Source organism: Streptomyces sp. PT12 (assembly GCF_003311645.1).
Classification (GTDB): domain Bacteria; phylum Actinomycetota; class Actinomycetes; order Streptomycetales; family Streptomycetaceae; genus Streptomyces.
The window spans coordinates 1-22,073 of sequence record NZ_QEST01000101.1 but is presented as its reverse complement, the minus strand read 5'-3'; the positions used below and the strand labels follow the sequence as shown (position 1 = coordinate 22,073).

Sequence of the window (22,073 nt, the reverse complement as noted above, 5' to 3'; positions counted from 1 at the left end):
CCACCAGCCACTGAACCTCAACAACCAAGATCAGCCGTTGACTGGACAGACCCTCACCGCGCCTCGACGCGCTCGACGCCCGACTGCGTGCCTCGGCGGCCGGACTCGGGCTCAGGCAGACCCTGGAGGAGCTGGGCCCTTCGCTCACCGACCGCCGTGCCCTCCGCGCGGGCATCGCGGCGCGGCGCGTGCGCGTCTGGTCGTCGCTCGCCGCGGCGTTGGACGCCTGCCCGCTCGCCGGAGCTGACTGGACCGGGGAGTGGCAGGACCTGCTCCGCCGTGCCGGCGTACCGGGGGGAGTGACACCCGAAACGGCGGTACGAACGCTCCACCAGGCAGTCTCGGTCCTCACCGCGCTGCTCGGCCCGGAACGGGGTGGCGCCCGAGGCCGGGGAGAGCTCGCCGCCACCACCACCGGATCCGCACACGGCCTGGACGGCGGCACCTGGCTCGCACGCCTCGTCCAACGCGGCATCGCCCTGGCCTATGGCACCGAGTTCCCCGGCGACGCGGCCAGCCGGCGCGCACGGTGGCGGCTGGTGTCCGTCACACCGGACGAGGTCTCAAGCACGGCGCTGACCTACGGGCTGCGACCCGTCGGCGGAGGCTGGCGGGAGCACGCCCTGAGGCAGCGAGCCGACCATCACGCCGAAGCCCACCTCACGCCGCGCGATCCGCACGACCTGCGACTGCGACTACCTGACGGAGCGGTCGTCCACATCTGTGAGAATCCGCGCGTGGTGGAAGCGGCGGCGGACGCGGCCCGCGTCCTGCCCCTGGTGTGCACGTCCGGCAGCGCCGCCACGGTGGTCCTCACACTCCTCGACGCCCTCGCGGCCACCGGCTGCCGTTTCCCGTACCACGGCGATTTCGACTGGCCGGGCATCGCCCTGGCGAACCGGATCATCCGCCGATACCAAGCCCGGCCATGGGGCATGGGCGCCGAGGACTACGAGCACCTGGCCGCTCGCAGCCAGGCCGAGGGGATCCCTCAACTACCGCTCGACGGCCACCTCGTCAGCGCGGTCTGGGACGCGGGTCTCGCTCCCGCCATGACCGCCCTCGGCGTCGCGCTCCACGAGGAGGTCACCCTCGATCTCTTGGTGACCGACCTGTCAGGATGAACGTAGGACCCCGTGCACGTCCTCGCCGAGAGCTCACCTTGGTGCCAACGCGCCCGACCGCCTGAGGGGAAACGTGTCAGCCGCCTCAAGACCCCTGCGCAAGCTGGGCTTTCTCACCATCGGCCTCTTCGACGAGCGCGACCCGCGCGCCGGGCACGAGGCGACGCTCGCGCTCATCGAGCTGGGGGAGCGGCTCGGGTTCGACAGCGCGTGGGTGCGGCACCGGCATCTCCAGTACGGGATCTCCTCGCCCGTCGCCGTGTTGGCCGCCGCCTCGCAGCGCACGAGCCGCATCCACCTGGGCACCGCCGTCATCCCGCTCGGCTGGGAGAACCCCCTGCGCCTCGCCGAGGACCTGGCCACCGTGGACATCCTCTCCGGAGGCCGCCTCAACCCCGGGGTCAGCGTCGGCCCGCCGATGCGGTACGAGGAGGTCAGGGACGCGCTGTACCCCGACACCGCGGACGCGGAGGACTTCGGCCACGAACGCGTGCGGCGGCTGCTCGGCTTCGTGCGCGGTGAGCCCGCGACCGGCTTCAGCGGAACGGCGGGCTTCGAGGCGTTCTCCGACCGCGTCCAGCCGCACGCCCCCGGGCTCGCCTCCCGCATGTGGTATGGCGCGGGCAGCCTGCGCTCGGCGCGCTGGGCGGGGGAGCACGGCATGAACCTCCTGACCAGCAGCGTCGTCAAGGCCGAGGGGGCCGAGGAGGCCGAGGACTTCGCAGCGATCCAGCTGTCGCACATGAGGGCGTTCCGCGCGCACCACCCCGAGGGCGAGCGCGCGCGGGTCTCGCACGGCCTCGTCGTCATCCCCACCGACTCCGCGACGCCAGCGCAGCGCGCGAAGTACGAGGCGTACGCCCGGGAGCGCATGCCCAGGACGGCCGCGCCGCAGGGCCCCGCGCGCATGATGTTCGCGCCCGACCTCGTCGGCGGCTCGGCGGAGATCGCCGAACGGCTGCGCGCGCACGCGGCGTTCCGCGAGGTCGACGAGGTGGCGTTCGCGCTGCCGTTCACCTTCGCGCCCGACGACTATGTCCAGATCCTCACCGACATGGCCACCCGCCTCGGCCCCGCCCTCGGCTGGCGGCCCGTGGCCTGATGTGGCGTTCAGCGCGCCTGGCCCCTGCCGCGGCAGCGGAGCGGGGGGCGGTCCGCCCTGTCGTGCGTCGGCCTTCTGCGGTGCGGGACGCGGTCGGTGGAGGGATCGGCGGTGGAGGGATCGGCGGCGGTCAGGTCGCGCAGGGTCTCCTCCGGTGGCTGGCCCGGGGGGATGAGCAGCAGGTCGTCGATGATCAGCGCCTCGGTGATGAAGTGGCCCGTGGGGCCGTCGGCGTGTGTGATGCGCAGCCCGCGGGACTCCGCGAGGACACACAGCTGGGCGAGGGAGAAGACCCGGTGGAACGCGTCGATCGCCTCAGGTGCGCGCAGGCCGTCCAGCTGCTCGAAGAGGCGCGAGGTCAGCGCGCGGTGCTCCTCGTCGGCGCTCTGCGCGTAACGCCTGCGCAGCAGGTCGAGGCCGGGCCCCTCGGTGAAGTCGACGAGCGTGCCGAGGCGGGCGCGGGCCTCCATCGCCGTCACGCGGCCGGGGTCGTAGACCGTCCTGATCACGCCGTCCACCTCGCGGTGCGTGAGGGGGGTGGTGTGCGGCAGCTCCGCCTGTTCGAAGCGGGCGGGCCACGTTCCGTCCGAGATCACGGTATGCCGTTCCTCCACAGTGCGGTCACTCACGGTTCGGTCACTGCCCCGACGGGCGGAGCGAGACGGGCGGTTCCGCCCCGGGCCCGCAACCACCCGGGTGAGCTATCTCTCGATCCGGTGCGCGGTCCGGCTCGCTAGCATCCGTGCATGGCGGGAACCGGTGGGCCGTGGTATCCGGCGGAGTGGCCCGAACGTGTCAGGGCGCTGGCGCGCGGGGAGTTGGTGCCCGTCGAGCCGCGGCGGGCCGCAACCGTGATGCTGGTGCGCGACGGCGCGGAGGGGGCGCTCGAGGTCTTTCTGCTGCGTCGGCGCGCGTCGATGGCCTTCGCGGCGGGGGCGTACGCCTATCCAGGCGGCGCGGTCGATCCCCGGGACGGGGACGGGGACGGGGACGGGGACGGGGACGGTGAGAGCGGCGACGGCGGGAACGGCGTGCTGCTCGCCGCGGTGCGCGAGACGTTCGAGGAGGCGGGCGTCCTGCTCGCGGGCCCGGCGCCTGGCGAGCTGGTCGATGACGTGACGGGGCCGGGGTGGGAGGCGGACCGGGTGGCGCTGGTGGAGCGGGAGACGGCGCTCGCCGACGTGCTCGCGCGGCGGGGCCTCGTGGCGCGCGGGGACCTGCTGCGGCCCTGGGCGCGCTGGATCACACCGGAGTTCGAGGCGCGGCGTTACGACACCTGGTTCTACCTGGCGGCGCTGCCCGAGGGCCAGACGACGCGGAACGCCTCGACCGAGGCCGACCACGTCGAGTGGCTGACGCCCCGGCGCGCGGTGGAGGCGTACGAGCGGGGCGCGTTGCTCATGCTGCCGCCGACGGTCGCCACCTTGCGCGAGCTTGCGGAGTTCCGAACGGTTGCCCAGGCGCTCGAAGCGGCGCGCGAACGCGATCTCGCGCCGGTCATGGCGCGGGCGCGGCTGGTGGGGGACGAGGTGGTCCTGAGCTGGCCGGGGTATGACGCATTCGAGCGGAGGGCGGCCGCACCGGTCGCCGACGGCGCCGGGGTGACGGACACCCGACGCGCCAACTCCCAAGAGGAGGCCGAGAGATGAGCGACGCGGTACTGCCGGGCCGACCGATGCCCGGCGTGCGCGAGGGGCGCGTCACCGAACGGGCGGCGCTCGTTCTCGCGCCCAACCCCTCGCCCATGACGCTGGACGGCACCAACACCTGGATCCTGGCCGAGCCCGACGCCGCCGAGGCCGTGGTCGTCGACCCTGGACCCGAGGACGAGGGGCACCTGCGCCGCGTGCTCGACGCCGTCGAGGCCGCGGGGCGGCGCGTCGCCCAGATCCTGCTGACGCACGGGCACCCGGACCACGCGGAGGGCGCGGCGCGCTTCGCCGAGCTGACCCGCGCGCCGGTGCGCGCGCTCGACGCGCGGCTGCGGCTCGGGGACGAGGGGCTCGGCGCGGGCGACGTGGTCACGACGGGCGGGCTCGAGCTGCGCGTGGTGGCGACGCCGGGGCACACGGGGGACTCGCTGTCGTTCCAGCTGCCCGCGGACGCCGCCGTGCTGACCGGCGACACCGTGCTCGGCCGCGGTACGACCGTGGTCGCCCACCCGGACGGGAGGCTGGGCGACTACCTGGACTCGCTGCGCAGGCTGCGCTCCCTCACCGTGGACGACGGCGTCAGCACGGTGCTGCCGGGGCACGGGCCCGTGCTGCGCGACGCGCAGGGCGCGCTCGACCACTACCTGGTGCACAGGGCGAGGCGGCTCGCACAGGTGGAGACCGCCGTGGAGAACGGCTACCGCACCGCCGCCGAGATCGTCGCCCATGTGTACGCGGACGTGGACAGAACGGTGTGGCCCGCGGCCGAGCTCTCCGTGCGGGCACAGCTTGACTACCTGCGCGAACACGGCCTGATCTGAACGGCCCCCGCCCGCTTCCGAACGGGTCCCGCGCGTTTCCGAACGGGTCCCGCGCGTTTCCGAACGGCTAACGCGAGCGGCGCGCCAGGCGTTCGATGTCCAGGAGGATCACCGCGCGCGCCTCGAGGCGCAGCCAGCCGCGGGCGGCGAAGTCGGCCAGCGCCTTGTTGACCGTCTCGCGGGAGGCGCCGACCAGCTGGGCCAGCTCCTCCTGCGTGAGGTCGTGCACGACGTGGATGCCCTCTTCGGACTGCACGCCGAAGCGGCGCGACAGGTCGAGCAGGGCGCGCGCCACGCGCCCTGGAACGTCCGAGAAGACCAGGTCGGACATCTGGTCGTTGGTGCGGCGCAGGCGGCGGGCGACCGCGCGCAGGAGCGCGGCGGCGACCTCGGGGCGGGCGCTGAGCCAGGGCTGGAGGTCGCCGTGGCCGAGGCCGAGCAGCCTGACCTCGGTGACGGCCGTGGCGGTGGCGGTGCGGGGGCCCGGGTCGAAGAGGGACAGCTCGCCGATGAGCTCGCCCGGGCCCAGGACGGCCAGCATGTTCTCCCGGCCGTCGGGGGAGGTGCGGTGCAGCTTGACCTTGCCGTCGGTGACGACGTAGAGCCGGTCGCCTGGGTCGCCCTCGTGGAAGAGGGTGTCCCCGCGGGCGAGGGTCACCTCGGCCATGGAAGCGCGCAGCTCAGCGGCCTGCTCGTCATCGAGCGCCGCGAAGAGTGGGGCGCGTCGCAGAACGTCGTCCACGAGTTCCTCTCCTTGTCGGCCAGGGTCGGCCAGGGTCCCACCTCATGATGCCGGACGCCTCGGCAGTGCTATCAGTCACAAGTTTGACGTACCGGGACAGCTGCTGACACGCCAGGGGCCCGTTCGAGCGGGCTTTCGGCGAGGGCCGGACGAATGTCGGTGGGGCCGTTTAGGCTGGCCGAGTGGTCAACGACCCCATGGGGCCCGCAAAGCCGGGCGCGATCGGCACATGAGAGATGAGAGGGCCGGACGGGTGAGCGCTAGCCAGGATTCCGCTGAGAGCGAACGCGGCGGGGCCGGGCGGGTGAGCGGCGGAGGCGGCGGCAGCCGCGCGAGGCCCGAGACCCGCCTCGGGATGGTCCGGCGCGCCCGCAAGATCAACCGAGCGCTGGCCGAGGTGTATTACTACGCGCACCCCGAGCTCGACTTCCGGAACCCCTTCGAGTTGCTGATCGCGACGGTCCTCTCCGCCCAGACCACCGACCTCAGGGTGAACCAGACCACTCCCCGCCTCTTCGCCGCCTATCCCACGCCCGATGACCTGGCGAACGCCGACCCGGCCGAGCTGGAGCGGATCATCCGGCCCACGGGCTTCTTCCGCAGCAAGGCCAAGGCGTTGCTCGGCATCTCGGTGGCGCTGCGTGACCGGTTCGACGGGCAGGTGCCGGGGCGGCTCGACGACCTGGTGTCGCTGCCGGGGGTCGGCCGCAAGACGGCGCACGTCGTCCTGGGGAACGCGTTCGGCAGGCCCGGCATCACCGTCGACACCCACTTCCAGCGGCTCGCGCGCCGCTTCGGGTGGACCGAGCAGAAGGATCCGGACAAGATCGAGGCCGAGGTCGGGGAGATCTTCCCGAAGAAGGAGTGGACGATGCTCTCGCATCGCGTCATCTTCCACGGCCGCCGCATCTGTCACAGCCGTAAGCCCGCGTGCGGGGCCTGCCCCATCGCGCATCTGTGCCCGTCGTTCGGCGAGGGCGAGACGGACCCCGAGCGGGCGAAGAAGCTCCTGAAGTACGAGATGGGCGGCTTCCCCGGGCAGCGGCTCGATCCACCGGCGGACTACCCGGGCAAGCCCGCGCCGCCGCTGGACGCCGCATGACGAGTGCGCACGGGGCGGGGATCGAGGTCGTCGACCCGGCCTGCCTGCCGGAGTGGCTCAGGCCGCTGGCCGAGGCCGCGGCGACGGTGAAGGCCCGTCAGCTCAGCGCCTTTCTGCCGCCTGCCGTGGGCGGGCGGCCCGCCGCCGTGCTCGTGCTCTTCGGCCAGGGCTCCCGCGGCCCCGAGCTGCTTCTGCTTGAGAGGGCGTCGAGCCTGCGCAACCACGCGGGGCAGACATCGTTCCCCGGCGGCACGCTCGATCCCGAGGACGGCGACCCCGAGGTCGAGGGGCCGCTGAGCGCGGCCCTGCGGGAGGCCGAGGAGGAGACGGGGCTCGACCCCGCGGGCGTGCGGGTCTTCGCGACCCTGCCGCGGCTGTACATCCCGGTCACCGACTTCGTCGTCTCGCCCGTGCTGGCTTGGTGGCGCGATCCCTCGCCGGTGGCGCCGGTCGACCAGGCCGAGACGGCTCGGGTCTTCACCGTGCCGGTCGCCGACCTGACCGACCCGCGCAGGCGCGGCGTCGCGACGCACCCGAGCGGGTATCGCGGCCCCTGCTTCCAGGTGGGCGGCACGCTCGTGTGGGGGTTCACGGCCGGGGTGATCGACCGGATCCTGCACTTCGCCGGGTGGGAGCGCCCCTGGGACCGCGACAGGGAGATCCCGCTCGACCACAGAGCGTGAGACCGTAGCGGGCATGAACGCCCTCGACGTCCTGCTCCTCCTCGCCGCCGTGTGGTTCGCCCTCGTGGGCTACCGGCAGGGGTTCGTCGTGGGGGTCCTCTCCGTCACGGGCCTGATCTGCGGCGGGCTGATCGCGGTCCAGCTGCTGCCGATGGCGTGGCGGAGGCTGAGCGGCGGCGCCGAGCCAGGTGAGACGGGGATTATCGCGGCGGTCGCGATCGTCGTCCTGTCCGCCACGATCGGCCAGGCCGTCACGACCCACCTCGGGAGCAGGCTGCGGCAGCACATCACCTGGTCCCCCGCCCGCGCGCTCGACGCGACCGGCGGCGCCCTGGTCAACGTCATGGCCATGCTGCTGGTCGCGTGGCTGCTCGGCTCGGCGCTCGCGATGACGACGCTCGGCACCGTGGGCCGCGAGGTCCGCGACTCCCGCGTGCTGTTCGGCGTCTCGCGCGTCGTGCCAGAGGAGGCCGACGCGTGGTTCAGCGACTTCAGCTCGATCCTGGCGCAGAACGGCTTCCCGCAGGTCTTCTCCCCGTTCGCCACCGAGCCGTTCACCGAGGTGCCAGCCCCCGACCCCGAGCTGGCCGAGAGCCGCGCCGTCGACCGAGCGAGGGGGTCCATCGTCAAGGTCGTCGGCACCGCCACCGACTGCGGCAAGATCCTGGAGGGCAGCGGCTTCGTCTTCGCCGAGGGCCGCGTGATGACCAACGCCCATGTCGTCGGCGGGGTCGACGAGCCCACCGTGCAGGTCGGCGGCCGCGGCCGCCTCTACACCGCGCGCGTCGTCCTCTACGACTGGGAGCGCGACATCGCCGTCCTCGACGTGCCTCATCTCGGCGCGCGGCCGCTCCGGTTCAGCAGGGGCGACGCGATCACGGGCGACGGCGCGATCGTGGCGGGCTTCCCCGATGGCGGCCCGTTCGACGCCCGCTCGGCGCGCGTGCGGGAGCGCTTCCAGGCCGAAGGGCCCGACATCTACCGCCGCGGCACGGTGAGCCGCGACGTCTACTCCCTGCACGCGACGGTCCGCCCCGGGAACTCAGGAGGCCCGCTGATCACCCCCGAAGGCCGGGTGTACGGCGTGGTCTTCGCCAAGTCGCTCGACGACGACCGCACCGGCTACGCCCTGACCGCCGACGAGGTGCGCGAGTCGGTCACGCGGGGCCGAGCCGCCGACGAGCCCGTCAACAGCCAGACCTGCGCGATGTGAGGTGCGTCCGAGGGGCGCCGTGCGGCGCCCGGGGAGAGCGGACGCGGCCCGGGCCACGCCTACCCGCGTGGGTGCCGCAACCGCACGCCCACCCAGCGCGCGCGGCGGCGGAGGATATCGGGAAAGCCGATATGCGGATCCGGCATGGGGCCGCCCTGGAGCCGCCGCACGGCGCTCTGCGCCTGGGCGGCGGCTCCATTGCCGCTTCGATCACGTGCCACGTCACGGTAGTCGTGCGTCCAGCCCATACGTCGTCCCTGCCCGGCCCGCAAGGTCAGTAACCTCCCCAAAGCGAACTCGCTCGGCTTATGCGTCCGGCACATGTCGCCGTGCGTCGGGGAGATGTCGATCACGATTCGGTCGGCGAACGACACGGGTCGGGCGAGGCGTTCCGGCCGAGGGGCGCGCGGTCGCCCGGTCGCCCGGTCGCCCGGTCGCGCGGTCGCGCGGTCGCCTGGTCGCGTCAGCGGTCGGGCTCGGGGTCCCTGAGCCAGTCGATCAGCTCGGTGCTGAACGCCACGGGGTCCTCCTCGTGCGGAAAGTGCCCCAGGCCGTCGAACAGGCGCCAGCGGTACGGCGCCTCGACATACTCGCCCGAGCCCGCCGAGCTCCTGGTGCGCATCACCGGGTCGAGCGACCCGTGCAGGTGCAGCGTGGGCACCAGCACGGGCCGTTTCATCCGCCGGTTGAACTGGATGCCGTCCGGCCGCACGATCGAGCGGACCAGCCAGCGGTACGGCTCGATCGCGCAGTGCGCGGTGGACGGGATCGTCATCGCCCGCTGGTAGACCGCCACGTCCTCGGGCGCGGGCTGGCGCGGCCCTGCCCAGTCGCGCAGGAGCCGCCCGACCGTCTCCGCGTCGTCGGCGACGAGGTGCCGCTCGGGGAGCCAGGGCCGTTGAAAGCCCCAGATGTACGCGCTGGCCGCCGTCTGCCGCGGATCGCGCAGCAGCGCCGCGCGCCAGCTGCGCGGGTGCGGCATGGACGCGACGGCGAGCCGCCGCACCAGCTTGGGCCGCATCACGGCCGCCGTCCACGACAGATAACCGCCCAGGTCATGACCGACCAGGGCGGCGTCGGGCTCACCGAGGGAACGGATCACCCCGGTGATGTCCAACGCCAGGTTCGCCGGGTCGTACCCCCGCGGGGTGCGGTCGCTGCCGCCCACGCCGCGCAGATCCATCGCGACCGCCCTGAACCCCGCGTCGGCCAGCGCGGTCAGCTGGTGCCGCCACGTCCACCAGAACTGCGGAAAGCCGTGCACCAGCAGCACGAGCGGCCCGTCCCCCACCTCGGCGATGTGGAAACGGGCCCCGTTGGCGGCGACGTCGCGGTGCGTCCATGGCCCCTCCCGCAGGATGACCGAGGAACGCGCGCCGGCATGGTCGGCGGTCATGTGGACGAGCCCGCCTTGTCCATGGGGACGGGGCGGGGGTGCGGCTTGACGCTCGACAGCACGGCGGCCGTCTCCTTGGCGGACCGCATCGAGCGCTCCGGCTTGGACACCCCGCCGAACTTCCGCTTGGCCAGCAGGAACAGCAGCCCCGCCAGCACCAGGTAGAAGCCGCCGACGATCGTGCAGGAGAGGGCGAGGGAGATGCCCCACCAGTTGTTCAGCCAGAACGCCAGCGCGAAGCTCAGCAGCGGCACGGCCGAGATCGCGAGAAAGATCCCGATCACCCCCGCGGCGCCGCCGACGGTGGCCTTCTTCGCGCCCGCCTGGAGCTCGGCCTTGGCCAACGCGATCTCGTCGTGCATCAGTGCGGACAACTCAGCGGTGGCCGAGGCGACCAGCTCCCCGAGACTACGGCCCTCTTCGGCTGCGCTCATCGCGATAACCCTCTTTCGTCTCCCGGACGCGGATGCGGTTGGTTCAGGTGACAGTAGTGGTGCCGGGGTGACGTGCCGGTGGATGACACCTCACCGTCGCTCAGGGGAGTGATGCCCGCTCATGGTATAGGGGCGCCCGGCCGACGGCCGGGCGCCCCTGAGGCGATGACGGTGTCGTGAGGTGTCGTGAGGTGACGACGGTGCCGCGGGCCCTCGCGTCAGTCCTCGCCGGCCGCGGTGGGCAGCTTGGCCTGGATCAGGTCCATCACCGTCGAGTCGGTGAGCGTGGTCACGTCGCCCAGCTGCCGGTTCTCGGCGACATCGCGGAGCAGGCGGCGCATGATCTTGCCGGAACGGGTCTTCGGCAGCTCGTCGACCGGAAGGATCCGCTTGGGCTTGGCGATCGGGCCAAGCTCCTTGGCGACGTGCGCCCGCAGCTCGTCGACCAGGCCCTCCTCCTCGGCGGCGCCCCCGCGCAGGATGACGAACGCGCAGATCGACTGCGTCGTCTGCGGGTCGGTCGCGCCGACGACCGCGGCCTCGGCGATCTTCGGGTGCGAGACCAGGGCCGACTCGACCTCGGTCGTGGAGATGTTGTGCCCGGAGACCAGCATCACGTCGTCCACGCGGCCCAGCAGCCAGATGTCGCCGTCGGCGTCCTTCTTGGCGCCGTCACCCGCGAAGTACTTCCCGGCGAACCGCGACCAGTAGGTGTCGAGGAACCGCTGGTCGTCGCCCCAGATCGTGCGCAGCATCGACGGCCATGGCTCGGTCAGCGTGAGATAGCCACCCGAACCGTTCGGCACCTCCGCGCCGTTGTCGTCCACGACCGTCGCGCTGATGCCGGGGAGCGGGACCTGCGCGGCGCCCGGCTTGGCCTCGGTGACGCCGGGCAGCGGGCTGATCATGATGCCGCCGGTCTCGGTCTGCCACCAGGTGTCGACCACGGGCGTGCGGTCGCCGCCGATGTGCTTGCGGTACCAGATCCACGCCTCGGGGTTGATCGGCTCGCCGACCGAGCCCAGCACGCGCAGGCTTGAGAGGTTGAACTTCGCGGGGATGTCGTCGCCCCACTTCATGCAGGTGCGGATCGCGGTGGGCGCGGTGTAGAGGAGCGTCACGCCGTACTTCTGGACGATCTCCCACCAGCGGCCGTTGTGCGGGGTGTTGGGCGTGCCCTCGTAGAGCACCTCGGTCGCGCCGTTCGACAGGGGGCCGTAGACGATGTACGAGTGCCCGGTGACCCAGCCGACGTCCGCGGTGCACCAGAAGACGTCGGTCTCCGGCTTGAGGTCGAAGACGGCGTGGTGGGTGAACGAGACCTGGGTGAGATATCCGCCGGAGGTGTGCAGGATGCCCTTGGGCTTCCCCGTGGTCCCCGAGGTGTAGAGGATGAACAGCGGGTGCTCCGCCTCGAACGCCTCGGGCGTGTGCTCGCTCGGCTGACGCTCGGTCAGCTCGTGCCACCACATGTCGCGGCCCTCGGTCCAGGGGATGTCCTGCCCGGTGCGGCGCACGACCAGCACGGAGCGGACGTGGGCGGCGCCGGGGCGGGTCAGCGCCTCGTCGACCGCGGGCTTGAGCGCGGAGGGCGCGCCCCTGCGATACCCGCCGTCGGCGGTGATGACGACGCGGGCGTCCGCGTCCTCGATGCGGGTGGCCAGCGCGTCGGCGGAGAACGCGCCGAACACCACCGAGTGCGGGGCCCCGATCCGGGCGCACGCCAGCATCGCAATGACCGTCTCGGGGATCATCGGCATGTAGATCGCGACCCGGTCCCCGGTGCGGACGCCCAGCTCCGTGAGCGCGTGCGCGGCCCGCGAGACCTCGCGCTGCAACTCGGCGTAGGTGAGGGAGCGCGAGTCGCCCGGCTCCCCCTCGAAGTGGATGGCGACCCGGTCCCCGTTGCCCGCCTCGACATGCCGGTCCACGCAGTTGTACGAGACGTTCAGCCGGCCGTCGGCGAACCACTTGGCGAACGGGGGGTTCGACCAGTCGAGCGTCTCGCTCGGCGGGGTCGCCCAGCTGAGCCGGCGTGCCTGCTCGGCCCAGAAGCCCAGCCGATCGGCGGCGGCGGTCTCATAGGCAGCGGCGGTGATATTGGCATCAGCGGCCACCTCCGCCGGAGGCGCGAACCTCCGCGTCTCCGTCATGAGATTGGCCAGGCTTTCGTTACTCACGGCATCTCCTCGCGGTGTCAGCTGTGTCCCACGCGGCCCACCTCATCAGTCCGGTTGCCCTTTGACAAGGGCAACCGGGCGACTGGTCCAGACCTATTGCGGCGAACGGCAGCACCCGGCGTCGAACGGGCGCTCAGCGCGTCGAGCGGCCGCTCAACCGCACCGCGAGCGGGCGCCATCAGCCGGTCAGCACCTCCGCTCTGGCGTCGGGGTGGACGGCGGTGAACACCGGATCGGTGGCGTCGCGCTCACTCAGCACATACGCCTGGGCGTTGGCCACGTCGAAGTACATCCCGCGCAGATGCAGCGAGCCGTCGGCAAGGCGCCGGGAGACGCACTCGTGCAGCGTCAGATGGTCGAGCTGCTGCACCACATTGGCCAGGCACAGCGGCTCGAGGGCGTCGGGCGCCGGGCGCTCCCCCTCGATCCGCGGCACCCCGAGGCCGGGGTGGCTCAGCCGCTCCACGCTCGGGTGGGCGTGCCGCAGCCAGCGGCCGAGCGAGCCCGGCCCTGCCCCCGCCTCGCCCACCGCCACGGCCTGCATCGCGCCGCACCCGGAGTGCCCGCACACGGTGACCGTGCCGACCCGCAGGACGTTCACCGCGTACTCGATCGCGGCGGCGACCGAGTCGTCCGCGAACTCCGTGCCCGGGGGCGGCACGAGATTCCCGATGTTCCGCACGGTGAAGAGGTCTCCGGGCCCGCTCGAGGTGATCATGCTGGTGACCAGGCGGGAGTCGGCGCAGGTGAGGAACAGCTGGGTGGGGCGCTGGCCCTCCTGTGCGAGGCGGGCCAGCTCACGACGCATCAGCGGAGCGGTGTTCCGCTGGAAGTTCCGCACGCCGCCGAGCAGCTGGTCGTGCTGGAACGCTCCCGCGCCCGCCGCCCCGGCGGCCGGGACCGCGGCCGTGCACTGGTGGTTCCGCCAGGGCTGCCAGGGGCGGCAGTGGTGCTCCGCCGCCTGGTCGCCGATCCGCTCCCCCGCCCGCCCGGTGATCTCCACGGTCCCGCCCTGGGCGGCGTGCGCCGCGCGCCAGTCGTGCAGCGTCTCGAAGGCCGCGTGGTCCATGAAGGTGCCGTCCAGCTCGACGGCGACCGGGGCCGCGTCGGGGATCTGCGCCAGCGCCCTGCTGAGCCTGGGCACCGCGAGAAAGGTCAACTGCCCCCGCACCCGCACCTGGTGGGTGCCGTCGTGCAGCGTCTCGTGGCTGATGCGGGTGTGGGTGAGGCGGTGCAGCGCGACGCCGACGGCCACCGCGACGCCGATCGCCACCCCCTCGAGCACCCCGAGCAGCGTGACCCCCGCGGCCGTCGCCGCGTAGACCAGGGCCTCCCGGTGTCTGGTGACGACGCGGATGTGTGTCAGATTCACCATCTGGATGCCCACGACCATCACCAGCGCGGCGAGCGCGGCCAGCGGGATCAGCTGGAGCACGCCGACCAGAAGACCGGTGGCCACCAGGACCCAGCAGCCGTGCAGGATCGTGGACCAGCGGCTCACGGCGCCCGCCGCCACGTTGGCCGAGCTGCGCACCGCGACCCCCGTGACGGGCAGTCCACCGAGCACGCCCGACACGACGTTGGCCGCGCCCTGGCCGCGCAGCTCGCGGTCGAGGTCCGCGCGCGGCACCCGGGGCCCGCCCGCCCGCTGCCTGACGGAGGCCAGCTTGTCGACGGCGACCGCGGACAGGAGCGACTCGACGCTGGCCACCAGCGTGACCGTCAGCACGGCGGCGAGCAGCCCGAGGACCGGCCCCTCCGGCATCTCCGGCAGCGCGTGGCTGCTCCACGCGGGCAGGTCGACCCGGGGCAGCCGCAGCCCGGCGGCCCACGCCACGGCGGTCGCCACCGAGACGGCCGCGAGCGCGGCGGGGGCGGCCTTGCGCAGGATGCCGCCCGCCCGGCCCGGCAGCCTTGGCCACAGCAGCAGGACGGCCATGGTCAGCAGGCTGATCCCCAGGGCCGTCAGATGCGGGTCGGCGAGCTGGCCGGGGAGCTGCGTGACGTTCTCGACGGCGGAGCTCTCCGCCGTGCCGCCAAGGACGATGTGCAGCTGGGCCAGGGCGATGGTGATCCCGATGCCCGCGAGCATGCCGTGCACGATCGCGGGGCTCACCACGAGCGCGGACCTGGCGACCCGCAGCGCCGCGAGCCCGAGCTGGGTGAGCCCGGCAAGGGCGGTGATGGCGCACGTCGTGCGCCAGCCGTACTCGTGGATCAGCTCGGCGGTGATGACGGTCAGGCCGGCGGCGGGGCCGCTGACCTGGAGCGGCGCCCCGCCCAGCGCCCCGGCCACGATGCCGCCGACCGCGGCGGCCACGAGGCCCGCCTGGAGTGGCGCGCCGGTGGCCAGCGCGATGCCGAGGGACAGGGGAATAGCGATCAGGAAGACAGAGATCGAGGCGGACAGGTCAGCGCGGTGAGGGGCGGACATTTACCTCTCCGTCCGTTGGGCCGCTATGGCAACTCTCAAGCCTTGGTAAATGGAGAGTAATGCAACGTAAAGCCCTCTGCTAGTCCTCGTCCTCATTCGGCCCTGAAATTACGCCTATCGAGCGAATTAGTCATTTGAAAGGCTTGTCGTTCCACCCTCTTTTCTGATCGAGAGGGACGTTAGTCGGGTCATCTGCACGACCGACCAGCACCCTCAGGACGGAGGCGGGATTCGATGGCGGCTGAAAGCGGCCGGTGGACCGGGAAGCGCGCGGGGGTACGACCGGGGGCCTGGGTGGTGGCGGGGGCTCTCCTGCTCGGCCCGGTGCTCGCCGGCTGCTCGCGTGAGGACGGCACCCCTGCCGCCGAGGACAAGGGAGCGGCGGGTCAGGAGGCCAAGGAGGCGCGTGAGCGCACAGGGCGCGACGCGGGCGCCGAGCGCGCGGCCCCCCGCCTGATCGGCGACGGCTCCACTGCCTTCACCGGCGAGCAGCCCAACCAGCCGACGGCCGAGCGGCTCGCCCCCGGCGACGAGCCCCCGCAATTCGTCGTCTTCTCATGGGACGGCGCGGGCGAGGACGGAAATGAGCTGTTCTCCCGATTCCGCGAACTCGGCAAGCGGTACGACGCCCATATGACGTACTTCCTGTCGGGCCTCTATCTGCTGCCCGAGAGCGAACGCGCCACGTATCATCCCCCGGGGCGCGCGCCCGGCGCGTCCGACATCGGATATCTGCGCGACGAGAACATCGCCGCCACGCTGGAACAGTTGCGCGCCGCCTGGCTCGACGGCAGCGAGATCGGCACCCATTTCAACGGCCACTTCTGCGGCCCCGAAGGCGTCTCGTCCTGGTCGGCCGACGACTGGCGCGAGGAGATCGAGCAGGCCAAGTGGATGGTGCGGAACTGGCGGACCACCACCGGCTTCGAGGACATGGAGCCGCTGCCGTTCGACTACGAGAAGGAGCTGATCGGCGGGCGCGCGCCCTGCCTCGAAGGGCAGGACAACCTCATGGCCGCCGCCGCCGAGATGGGCTTCCGCTACGACTCGAGCGGCAACGGCCTCCAGGTCTGGCCGCGGCAGCGCGAAGGTATCTGGGACATTCCGCTCCAGTCGGTCCCGGTCCCGGGCCGCGCCTTCGAGACGCTGTCGATGGACTACAACTTCAAGGTCAACGGCGCCGGAGAGGCCGAGATGCGCGACGGCCTACTCGAGGCGTTCGACCGGGCCTACGACGGCAACCGCGCGCCCCTCATCGTCGGCAACCACTTCAACGACTGGAACGACGGCGCCTACATGAACGCCGTCGAGTCCGTCATCAAGGAGCTGTGCCCGCGCGACGACGTGCACTGCGTGTCGTTCGGGCAGCTGGTGGACTGGCTCGACGCCCAGGACCCCGCCGTGCTCGAGCGGCTGCGGACCCTGGGCGTCGGCGAGCGGCCTGACGGCGGCTGGGAGGCGTTCCTCCAGGACCTCCCCGCCGCGCGCCCTCGCGACTGAGGGGCCGGGCGGCGGGCGGGGCTCAGACCGGCTGCGGGCTCGGCGCCTCGCCCAGCACGAAGCTGGGGTCGACCTGGGCTGCCAGGTCGACCCCGGTCCGCTCGTTCCCCCAGCTCGCGGCGTTCTTCAGATGGAAGTGCACCATCTGCTGGGTGTACCGGTGCCAGTCCCGGCGCGTGTACGCGGCGTCCGCCGCGGCGTGCAGGACGCGCAACGCCCGCGCGTTCGGCTTCTCGAGCGCCCCGAAGGGCTTCGGCGCGCCCCGCTCCAGCGCGCGCACCCAGTCCGAGTGCCCGACCGTGACCAGCAGGTCGTCGCCGGCCTGCGCGCGCAGGAACTCGATGTCATCGGGGCCCTGCACTTTGTTCCCGACGACGCGCAGCTCGACGCCGAAGTCGCGCGCGTAGTCGCGGTACTGGCGGTAGACGGAGATGCCCTTGCGGGTCGGCTCGGCCACCACGAAGGTCATGTCGAAGCGCGTGAACATCCCGGAGGCGAACGAGTCGCTGCCCGCCGTCATGTCGACCACGACGTACTCGTCCCGCCCGTCGACCAGGTGATTGAGCAGCAGTTCCACCGCGCCGGTCTTGGAGTGGTAGCACGCCACGCCGAGGTCGTCCTCGGTGAAAGGCCCGGTGACCAGCAGCCGCGCCGACGCGTCGCCGTCCAGGCGGACGTCCTCGGCGCACTCGGCGAACACCGGATTGTCCTCGTCAAGGCGCAGCAGCCGGGAGCCGGTGCCGGGCGGCGTGGTCTTGATCATGGTCTCGGCGGAGGGGATCCGGGGGTTGTCGCCGCGCAGATACTCCTTGATCATCCCCAGCCTGCCACCCAGCGGCGGGAGCGTGGCGGCCCGCTCGTCGGTCAGGCCGAGGGCGACGCCGAGGTGCTGGTTGATGTCGGCGTCCACCGCGGTCACCGGGATGCCCCGAGCCGCCAGGTGCCTGACGAACAGCGAGGACACCGTGGTCTTCCCGCTGCCTCCCTTGCCAACGAAAGCGATCTTCATGTTCATCAGCGTAGCTCCGGCCGGAGGACGCCCGGCACGGAGGCCGGGGAAGTCCACCCGAACGTGTCGAACAGCGCCCCTGGACCGGCTCTAGGCTCGGTGCTATGGGTGCTACGCGTGTGACGAACGAGACCGACGCCGCCGACCCGCTCGCGCGCCTGGCCTCGCTGCCCGGGGTGGAAGCGGCCGTCGAGGGCGTGCGCGAGGCCGTCGACCGGGTGTACGGGCACCGGGTGATGCGCCGACGCGGCCCCGAGGTCGCCGCGGAGGGCGCGTTGCGGGGCGCGCGGGGCTCGGCCGCGCTCGACGGCGCCGACTGGGCGCTCGAAGAGGTGCGCAGGCGCGGCGACTTCGGCACGGACGACGAGGCGCGGACGGTGGGCGCGGCCCTGCGCCTCACGGCCGAGGCCGGGCAGCTGCTCGACGTCTGGCGCGCCTCGCCGTCGCGCGTCCTGGCCCGGCTGCACCTGGTCGCGGCGGGGGGCACGGCGCCAGGCGACACCGTCGGCAGACCGCGGCGCGCGGACGAGCCCGTCTCCGAGCCGGCGCTCGCCGCCCTCGACGCGCCCCCGCCGCCCGACGCCGTGGCGGCCCGGCTGGGCGCCCTCGGCCAGCTGCTGGTCGCGGGCTCGGACGCCCCGGGGCTCGTGAAGGCCGCGGTGGTGCACGGCGAGCTGCTTGCGCTGCGCCCCTTCGGCACGCGCAACGGCCTGGTGGCCCGCGCGGCGGAGCGCGTCACGTTGATCGCCGCCGGGCTCGACCCCAAGGGCGTGGCCCCCGCGGAGGTGGGCCACGCCGAGCTGGGGCGCGAGGCATATCTCGACGCGCTCAGGGCGTACCTCTCCGGCGCGCCCGAGGGAGTCGCGCGCTGGATCGCGCACTGCGGACGCGCCGTCGAGCTGGGCGCCCGCGAGTCCGTCGCGGTCTGCGAGGCCCTGCAACGCGGCGCGGGCTGAGCGTTCGGGCCGCCCCCGCCGCCTGCGGCCCGCTGCGGCCCGCCGCCCGTCGGCTCAGGCCGCGGTGAGCCGCACGCGCCCGGTGCGAGCGCTTCGGCGGCGGCTGGCGTACCAGACGAGACCGGCGGCGCACGCCGCCGCCGCGAGCGCCGCGCCCGCGGCCAGGGCGGGCCGGGGGCCGAGGCTCAGGGACGGCAGCCGCTGCCGCAGGCGCACCGGGCGTTCGAACGTCAGGACGGGCCAGCCGCGCGCCGCGGCCTCCCTGCGCATCACCCGGTCCGGGTTGACGGCGTGCGGGTGGCCGACGGCCTCGAGCATCGGGATGTCCGTGACGCTGTCGCTGTACGCGTAGCAGCGGTCGAGGTCGTAGCCCTCGGAGATGGCCAGCTCGGCGATGGCCTCGGCCTTGGCGGGGCCGTACGCGTAATACTCGACCTCGCCGGTGTAGCAGCCGTCGGCGACGACCATGCGCGTGGCCACCACGCGGTCGGCGCCGAGCAGTTCGCCGATGGGCTCGACGACCTCGGCGCCCGAGGAGCTGACGATGACCACGTCCCGCCCCGCGGCGTGGTGCTGCTCGATCAGCGACGCCGCCTCGTCGTAGATGATCGGATCGATCACCTGGTGGAGCGTTTCGGCGACGATTTCTTTCACCTGCCGCACGTTCCAGCCACGGCAGAGCGCCGAGAGGTACTCCCGCATGCGCTCCGTCTGGTCGTGGTCGGCCCCGCCGATGAGGAAGACGAACTGCGCGTAGGCCGAGCGCAGGACGGTGCGTCGGTTGATGAGCCCACCCTGGTAGAAGGGTCTGCTGAACGTGAGCGCGCTCGACTTCGCGATGACCGTCTTGTCCAGGTCGAAGAAGGCGGCGGTCCGTGGCTGGGCCAGTATTTTCACGCCCCGAGCATAAGGGCCCACCATTCGGCGTACGCTGAGGCGCGGTGGTTTGCCTCAGAGGGCTCTCGGGTACACCATGGAAGTCACGGATCGTTCGCGACCGTGCTAACCCGGCCCGACTCCTCCCCCCCCGAGTCGGCCGCGGAAGACGACCCCCGCTCTCCCCCCCGGCGGGGGTCGTCGCATGTCCGGGGCCGCCTGACCTGCCCCCGGCCCCCCTCGTGGACCCCCTTCCCGGGCCTTCCCCCGCCCTCTTCGCCGTCCCCACGATGATCGCTGTCCGTAGCCGTTCCCGTGGGGGTGAATGAGTTTTCCACAGAGGCGAAGTTATCCACAGATTTCCCCTGAGGCCCCTGAAATGCCTTCAGGCACGGCACCGTGAATGACGTGGCTGTCGATGCGTTCGGCGACTGACCGGACGCACTGTGCGAAGGGGGATAGCCGTGGCCGAATCCATTCTGATTCTCACGGAGGACGAAGACCTTCTCGACGATCTGCTGCGGCTGTGCGCCGCCGCGGGCGCGGAGTCCGAGGTGGTCCACGGCGGGCCGGTCGCGGCCGGTCAGTGGGAGCGGGCGCCGCTCGTACTCGTCGGGGACGACCGCGCGGTGGCGCGGCAGGGCGCGGGTCGCTGGCCGGGGCGGCGGCCCGGCGTGCTGCTGGTGGGCCGCGACCTGGACGACCCCACGATCTGGGCGCGGGGTGTGGCACTCGGCGCCGAGCAGGTGCTTCACCTGCCGGGCGACGAGCCGTGGCTGGCGGACCGCATCGCTGACGCGATCGACCGCCCTGGCCATCCGGCGCTGACCGTGGGCGTGATCGGCGGGCGGGGCGGCGCGGGGGCGTCCTCGCTGGCCTGCGCCCTGGCGGTGACGTCCGCCCGGCAGGGGAAGCGCACGGTCCTGGTCGATGGCGACCCGCTCGGAGGCGGGCTCGACATACTGCTCGGCGGCGAACGTGCCCCGGGGCCGCGCTGGCCGGCGTTCGTCTCGGCCAGGGGACGGCTCTCGGGGTCGGCCCTCGACGAGTCGCTGCCCCGGCTGCACGGCGTCAGCCTGCTCAGCTGGGACCGGGCCGACGGCGCGAGGCTGCCGGGCGAGGCGATGTGCACGGTGCTCACGGCCGCGCGCAGGGGCGGTGGCCTGGTCGTCGTCGACCTGCCGCGCGTCGTCGACGAGGCGGTGGGCGAGGCGCTGGCCCAGCTCGACCTCGGACTCCTGGTGGTTCCCGGCGAGTTGCGCGCGGTGGCCGGGGCACAGCGCGTGGTCGCCACAGCGGGCGCGATGGTCCGCGACCTGCGGGTGGTGGCCCGCACGACGAGCGGCGGCCTGGCCGGCGCCGAGCTGGCCCGGCTCCTCGGCCTGTCCCTCGCGGGCGAGCTGCCGGACGAGCCGGGGCTTTCCGCGGCTTCCGATGCGGGGGAGCCCCCCGGCACCGATGCGAAGGGCGTGCTCGCCCGCTTCTCCGCCACCCTCATCGAGCGTGCCAGGCCCGCCCTGGGAGCCGCCGTATGAGCGCCCCGGCCGAGTCCGCCGAGCTTCCCGAGCCGATCGAGCCCGCGGAGCTGCCCGAGCTGCTCGAGGCCGTCCGGCTGCGGCTGGCCGAGGAGGGCGCCGAGCCCACGCCCGGGCGGGTCGCCGCGGCGCTGCGCGCCAGGGGACGGCTGCTCGGCGACAGCACCGTGCTCTCCGTGGTCCGCGCCCTGCGCTCCGAGCTGGTCGGCGCCGGCCCCCTGCAACCCCTGCTCACCGCACCCGACGTCACCGACGTGCTGGTCAACGGGCCCACCGAGGTCTGGGTGGACCGGGGGCGCGGCCTGGAGCGCGCCGACGTGCGGTTCCCCGACACCGCGGCCATCCGCAGGCTCGCGCAGCGGCTCGCCGCCGCCGCGGGGCGGCGGCTCGACGACGCGCGCCCCTGGGCCGACGCGCGGCTGCCCGACGGCACGCGGATGCACGCGGTGCTGCCGCCCGTGGTCGTCGGATCCCCCTGCCTGTCGCTGCGCGTCGTGCGGCCGCGGGCGTTCACCCTGGCCGAGCTGGGCGAGGCGGGCACGCTGCCACCCGGTGGCGAGCGGCTGCTGCGCGCCGTGCTCGCCGCCCGCCTGTCGTTCGTGATCACCGGCGGCACCGGCACGGGCAAGAGCACGCTGCTCGCCACGCTCCTCGGCCTCGTCGGCGCGGACGAGCGGATCGTCCTCGTCGAGGACTCGGCCGAGCTGCGCCCCAGCCATCCCCATGTGGTCCGCCTGGAGACCCGCCCGGCCAACCAGGAGGGCACGGGCCGCGTCACGCTGCACGACCTGGTCCGCCAGGCGCTGAGGATGCGCCCCGACCGGCTCGTGGTGGGCGAGGTGCGGGGGAGCGAGGTGACGGAGCTGCTCGGCGCGCTCAACACCGGGCACGACGGCGGCTGCGGCACCCTGCACGCCAACGCCGCCGCCGACGCCCCGGCGCGCCTTGAGGCGTTGGGCAGCACCGCGGGACTGCCGAGGGCCGCGCTGCACAGCCAGCTCGTGGCCGCGCTCTCCGTGGTGCTGCACCTGGTGAAGGACCGGAGCACCGGGCAGCGCAGGCTCGCCGAGATCCATGTGCTGGAGCGGGACGACCAGGGCCTGGTGCACACCGTTCCCGCGGCCTGCTGGGCGCCCGGGGGGTTCGAGCGCGGCCCCGGGTGGGTGCGGCTGGCCCGGCTGTGCGCCCAGCGCGGGGGAGGTGTGCTGTGACGGGACAGCTACCGCAGTTCGCCGTCGCGCTGTGCGTCGGCGCCGGGGTGTTTGTAGGCACTTTTTTTGGGACCAGGATTCCGAGGTTTTTTGGCCCCACTCG

20 protein-coding genes are annotated in these 22,073 nt (G+C 73.1%); 11 read left to right on the top strand and 9 right to left on the bottom strand.

Going from position 1 to position 22,073, the window contains the following annotated elements; translation table 11 throughout:
• Positions 1-41 precede the first annotated feature (41 nt).
• The gene (locus DEH69_RS12105) at positions 42-1,124 is read left to right on the top strand and encodes a DUF2399 domain-containing protein (RefSeq protein ID WP_113686955.1); all 1,083 of its coding nucleotides are present in this window, start codon (positions 42-44) and stop codon (positions 1,122-1,124) included.
• A gap of 73 nt (positions 1,125-1,197) precedes the next feature.
• Positions 1,198-2,226, top strand: a complete 1,029-nt coding sequence (locus DEH69_RS12100) for an LLM class flavin-dependent oxidoreductase (protein WP_113686954.1) — start codon at positions 1,198-1,200, stop codon at positions 2,224-2,226.
• Positions 2,227-2,234: 8 nt separating this feature from the next.
• Here DEH69_RS12100 and DEH69_RS12095 read toward each other — a convergent pair whose 3' ends face one another.
• Positions 2,235-2,822, bottom strand: a complete 588-nt coding sequence (locus tag DEH69_RS12095) for a hypothetical protein (protein ID WP_113686953.1) — start codon at positions 2,820-2,822, stop codon at positions 2,235-2,237.
• A gap of 150 nt (positions 2,823-2,972) precedes the next feature.
• On the opposite strand from DEH69_RS12095, the gene DEH69_RS12090 reads away from it, so the two are divergent.
• Together DEH69_RS12090 and DEH69_RS12085 are read left to right on the top strand one after the other, a co-directional pair.
• A complete protein-coding gene (locus DEH69_RS12090) occupies positions 2,973-3,875 on the top strand; it encodes an NUDIX domain-containing protein (RefSeq protein ID WP_113686952.1) in 903 nt (300 codons plus the stop codon).
• Entirely contained in the window at positions 3,872-4,699 is an 828-nt protein-coding gene (locus DEH69_RS12085) for an MBL fold metallo-hydrolase (RefSeq protein WP_113686951.1), read from the top strand. Before DEH69_RS12090 ends, DEH69_RS12085 begins: the two co-directional genes overlap by 4 nt.
• A 67-nt stretch (positions 4,700-4,766) precedes the next feature.
• Here the strand turns inward: DEH69_RS12085 and DEH69_RS12080 are convergent, their stop codons facing one another.
• Entirely contained in the window at positions 4,767-5,441 is a 675-nt protein-coding gene (locus tag DEH69_RS12080) for a Crp/Fnr family transcriptional regulator (RefSeq protein WP_086159807.1), read from the bottom strand.
• Between the two features lie 253 nt (positions 5,442-5,694).
• On the opposite strand from DEH69_RS12080, the gene nth reads away from it, so the two are divergent.
• From nth to DEH69_RS12065, 3 genes are read left to right on the top strand one after another with little or no spacing between them, the layout of a single operon-like run.
• Positions 5,695-6,543 (top strand): endonuclease III, encoded by an 849-nt coding sequence (nth, locus tag DEH69_RS12075; RefSeq protein WP_258534616.1) that lies wholly within the window; start codon positions 5,695-5,697, stop codon positions 6,541-6,543.
• Positions 6,540-7,226 carry a CoA pyrophosphatase gene (locus tag DEH69_RS12070; protein WP_113686949.1) on the top strand — a complete coding sequence of 229 codons (687 nt, stop codon included), beginning with the start codon at positions 6,540-6,542 and terminating at the stop codon, positions 7,224-7,226. The genes nth and DEH69_RS12070 overlap by 4 nt, the downstream gene beginning before the upstream one ends.
• Before the next feature lie 13 nt (positions 7,227-7,239).
• The gene (locus DEH69_RS12065; protein WP_113686948.1) at positions 7,240-8,439 is read left to right on the top strand and encodes a MarP family serine protease; all 1,200 of its coding nucleotides are present in this window, start codon (positions 7,240-7,242) and stop codon (positions 8,437-8,439) included.
• 59 nt (positions 8,440-8,498) lie between these two features.
• Here the strand turns inward: DEH69_RS12065 and DEH69_RS33440 are convergent, their stop codons facing one another.
• The 5 genes from DEH69_RS33440 to DEH69_RS12040 all read right to left on the bottom strand — a co-directional run bounded on the left by DEH69_RS33440 (position 8,499) and on the right by DEH69_RS12040 (position 14,883).
• Positions 8,499-8,813 (bottom strand): hypothetical protein, encoded by a 315-nt coding sequence (locus DEH69_RS33440; RefSeq protein ID WP_309302787.1) that lies wholly within the window; start codon positions 8,811-8,813, stop codon positions 8,499-8,501.
• Between the two features lie 89 nt (positions 8,814-8,902).
• Positions 8,903-9,835: an alpha/beta fold hydrolase gene (locus tag DEH69_RS12055; RefSeq protein ID WP_113686947.1), complete on the bottom strand. Its 933-nt coding sequence runs from the start codon at positions 9,833-9,835 to the stop codon at positions 8,903-8,905.
• Positions 9,832-10,269 carry a phage holin family protein gene (locus DEH69_RS12050; RefSeq protein ID WP_113686946.1) on the bottom strand — a complete coding sequence of 146 codons (438 nt, stop codon included), beginning with the start codon at positions 10,267-10,269 and terminating at the stop codon, positions 9,832-9,834. Before DEH69_RS12050 ends, DEH69_RS12055 begins: the two co-directional genes overlap by 4 nt.
• 218 nt (positions 10,270-10,487) lie before the next feature.
• Positions 10,488-12,449, bottom strand: coding sequence for an acetate--CoA ligase (gene acs / locus DEH69_RS12045; RefSeq protein WP_113686945.1), 1,962 nt, complete (start codon positions 12,447-12,449; stop codon positions 10,488-10,490).
• Between the two features lie 178 nt (positions 12,450-12,627).
• The gene (locus DEH69_RS12040; RefSeq protein WP_113686944.1) at positions 12,628-14,883 is read right to left on the bottom strand and encodes a SulP family inorganic anion transporter; all 2,256 of its coding nucleotides are present in this window, start codon (positions 14,881-14,883) and stop codon (positions 12,628-12,630) included.
• A 234-nt stretch (positions 14,884-15,117) separates the two neighbouring features.
• On the opposite strand from DEH69_RS12040, the gene DEH69_RS12035 reads away from it, so the two are divergent.
• Complete coding sequence (locus DEH69_RS12035; protein ID WP_113686943.1) at positions 15,118-16,383, top strand: hypothetical protein; 1,266 nt, start codon at positions 15,118-15,120, stop codon at positions 16,381-16,383.
• Positions 16,384-16,405: 22 nt separating this feature from the next.
• Here the strand turns inward: DEH69_RS12035 and DEH69_RS12030 are convergent, their stop codons facing one another.
• On the bottom strand, positions 16,406-17,392 hold the full coding sequence (locus DEH69_RS12030) for an ATP-binding protein (protein WP_113686956.1): 987 nt from the start codon (positions 17,390-17,392) through the stop codon (positions 16,406-16,408).
• 119 nt (positions 17,393-17,511) lie between these two features.
• On the opposite strand from DEH69_RS12030, the gene DEH69_RS12025 reads away from it, so the two are divergent.
• A complete protein-coding gene (locus DEH69_RS12025; RefSeq protein ID WP_258534615.1) occupies positions 17,512-18,348 on the top strand; it encodes an oxidoreductase in 837 nt (278 codons plus the stop codon).
• 54 nt (positions 18,349-18,402) lie between these two features.
• On the opposite strand, the gene DEH69_RS12020 is transcribed toward DEH69_RS12025, so the two are convergent.
• Complete coding sequence (locus DEH69_RS12020; RefSeq protein WP_113686941.1) at positions 18,403-19,269, bottom strand: HAD family phosphatase; 867 nt, start codon at positions 19,267-19,269, stop codon at positions 18,403-18,405.
• 419 nt (positions 19,270-19,688) lie between these two features.
• Here DEH69_RS12020 and ssd point away from each other — a divergent pair, with 419 nt between their 5' ends.
• On the top strand, positions 19,689-20,759 hold the full coding sequence (gene ssd, locus DEH69_RS12015) for a septum site-determining protein Ssd (RefSeq protein WP_113686940.1): 1,071 nt from the start codon (positions 19,689-19,691) through the stop codon (positions 20,757-20,759).
• Positions 20,756-21,970 (top strand): TadA family conjugal transfer-associated ATPase, encoded by a 1,215-nt coding sequence (locus DEH69_RS12010; protein WP_113686939.1) that lies wholly within the window; start codon positions 20,756-20,758, stop codon positions 21,968-21,970. Before ssd ends, DEH69_RS12010 begins: the two co-directional genes overlap by 4 nt.
• Positions 21,971-22,073 lie beyond the last annotated feature (103 nt).

What these genes read in the sequence shown, in the direction of transcription:
- DEH69_RS12035 (WP_113686943.1), top strand. Translation starts at nt 15,118, where the DNA reads ATGGCGGCTGAAAGCGGCCGGTGGACCGGGAAGCGCGCGGGGGTACGA.
- DEH69_RS12055 (WP_113686947.1), bottom strand. Translation starts at nt 9,835, where the DNA reads ATGACCGCCGACCATGCCGGCGCGCGTTCCTCGGTCATCCTGCGGGAG.
- DEH69_RS12030 (WP_113686956.1), bottom strand. Translation starts at nt 17,392, where the DNA reads ATGAAGATCGCTTTCGTTGGCAAGGGAGGCAGCGGGAAGACCACGGTG.
- DEH69_RS12090 (WP_113686952.1), top strand. Translation starts at nt 2,973, where the DNA reads ATGGCGGGAACCGGTGGGCCGTGGTATCCGGCGGAGTGGCCCGAACGT.
- DEH69_RS12065 (WP_113686948.1), top strand. Translation starts at nt 7,240, where the DNA reads ATGAACGCCCTCGACGTCCTGCTCCTCCTCGCCGCCGTGTGGTTCGCC.
- DEH69_RS12070 (WP_113686949.1), top strand. Translation starts at nt 6,540, where the DNA reads ATGACGAGTGCGCACGGGGCGGGGATCGAGGTCGTCGACCCGGCCTGC.
- DEH69_RS12040 (WP_113686944.1), bottom strand. Translation starts at nt 14,883, where the DNA reads ATGTCCGCCCCTCACCGCGCTGACCTGTCCGCCTCGATCTCTGTCTTC.
- DEH69_RS12020 (WP_113686941.1), bottom strand. Translation starts at nt 19,269, where the DNA reads ATGGTGGGCCCTTATGCTCGGGGCGTGAAAATACTGGCCCAGCCACGG.
- DEH69_RS12085 (WP_113686951.1), top strand. Translation starts at nt 3,872, where the DNA reads ATGAGCGACGCGGTACTGCCGGGCCGACCGATGCCCGGCGTGCGCGAG.
- DEH69_RS12010 (WP_113686939.1), top strand. Translation starts at nt 20,756, where the DNA reads ATGAGCGCCCCGGCCGAGTCCGCCGAGCTTCCCGAGCCGATCGAGCCC.
- DEH69_RS12050 (WP_113686946.1), bottom strand. Translation starts at nt 10,269, where the DNA reads ATGAGCGCAGCCGAAGAGGGCCGTAGTCTCGGGGAGCTGGTCGCCTCG.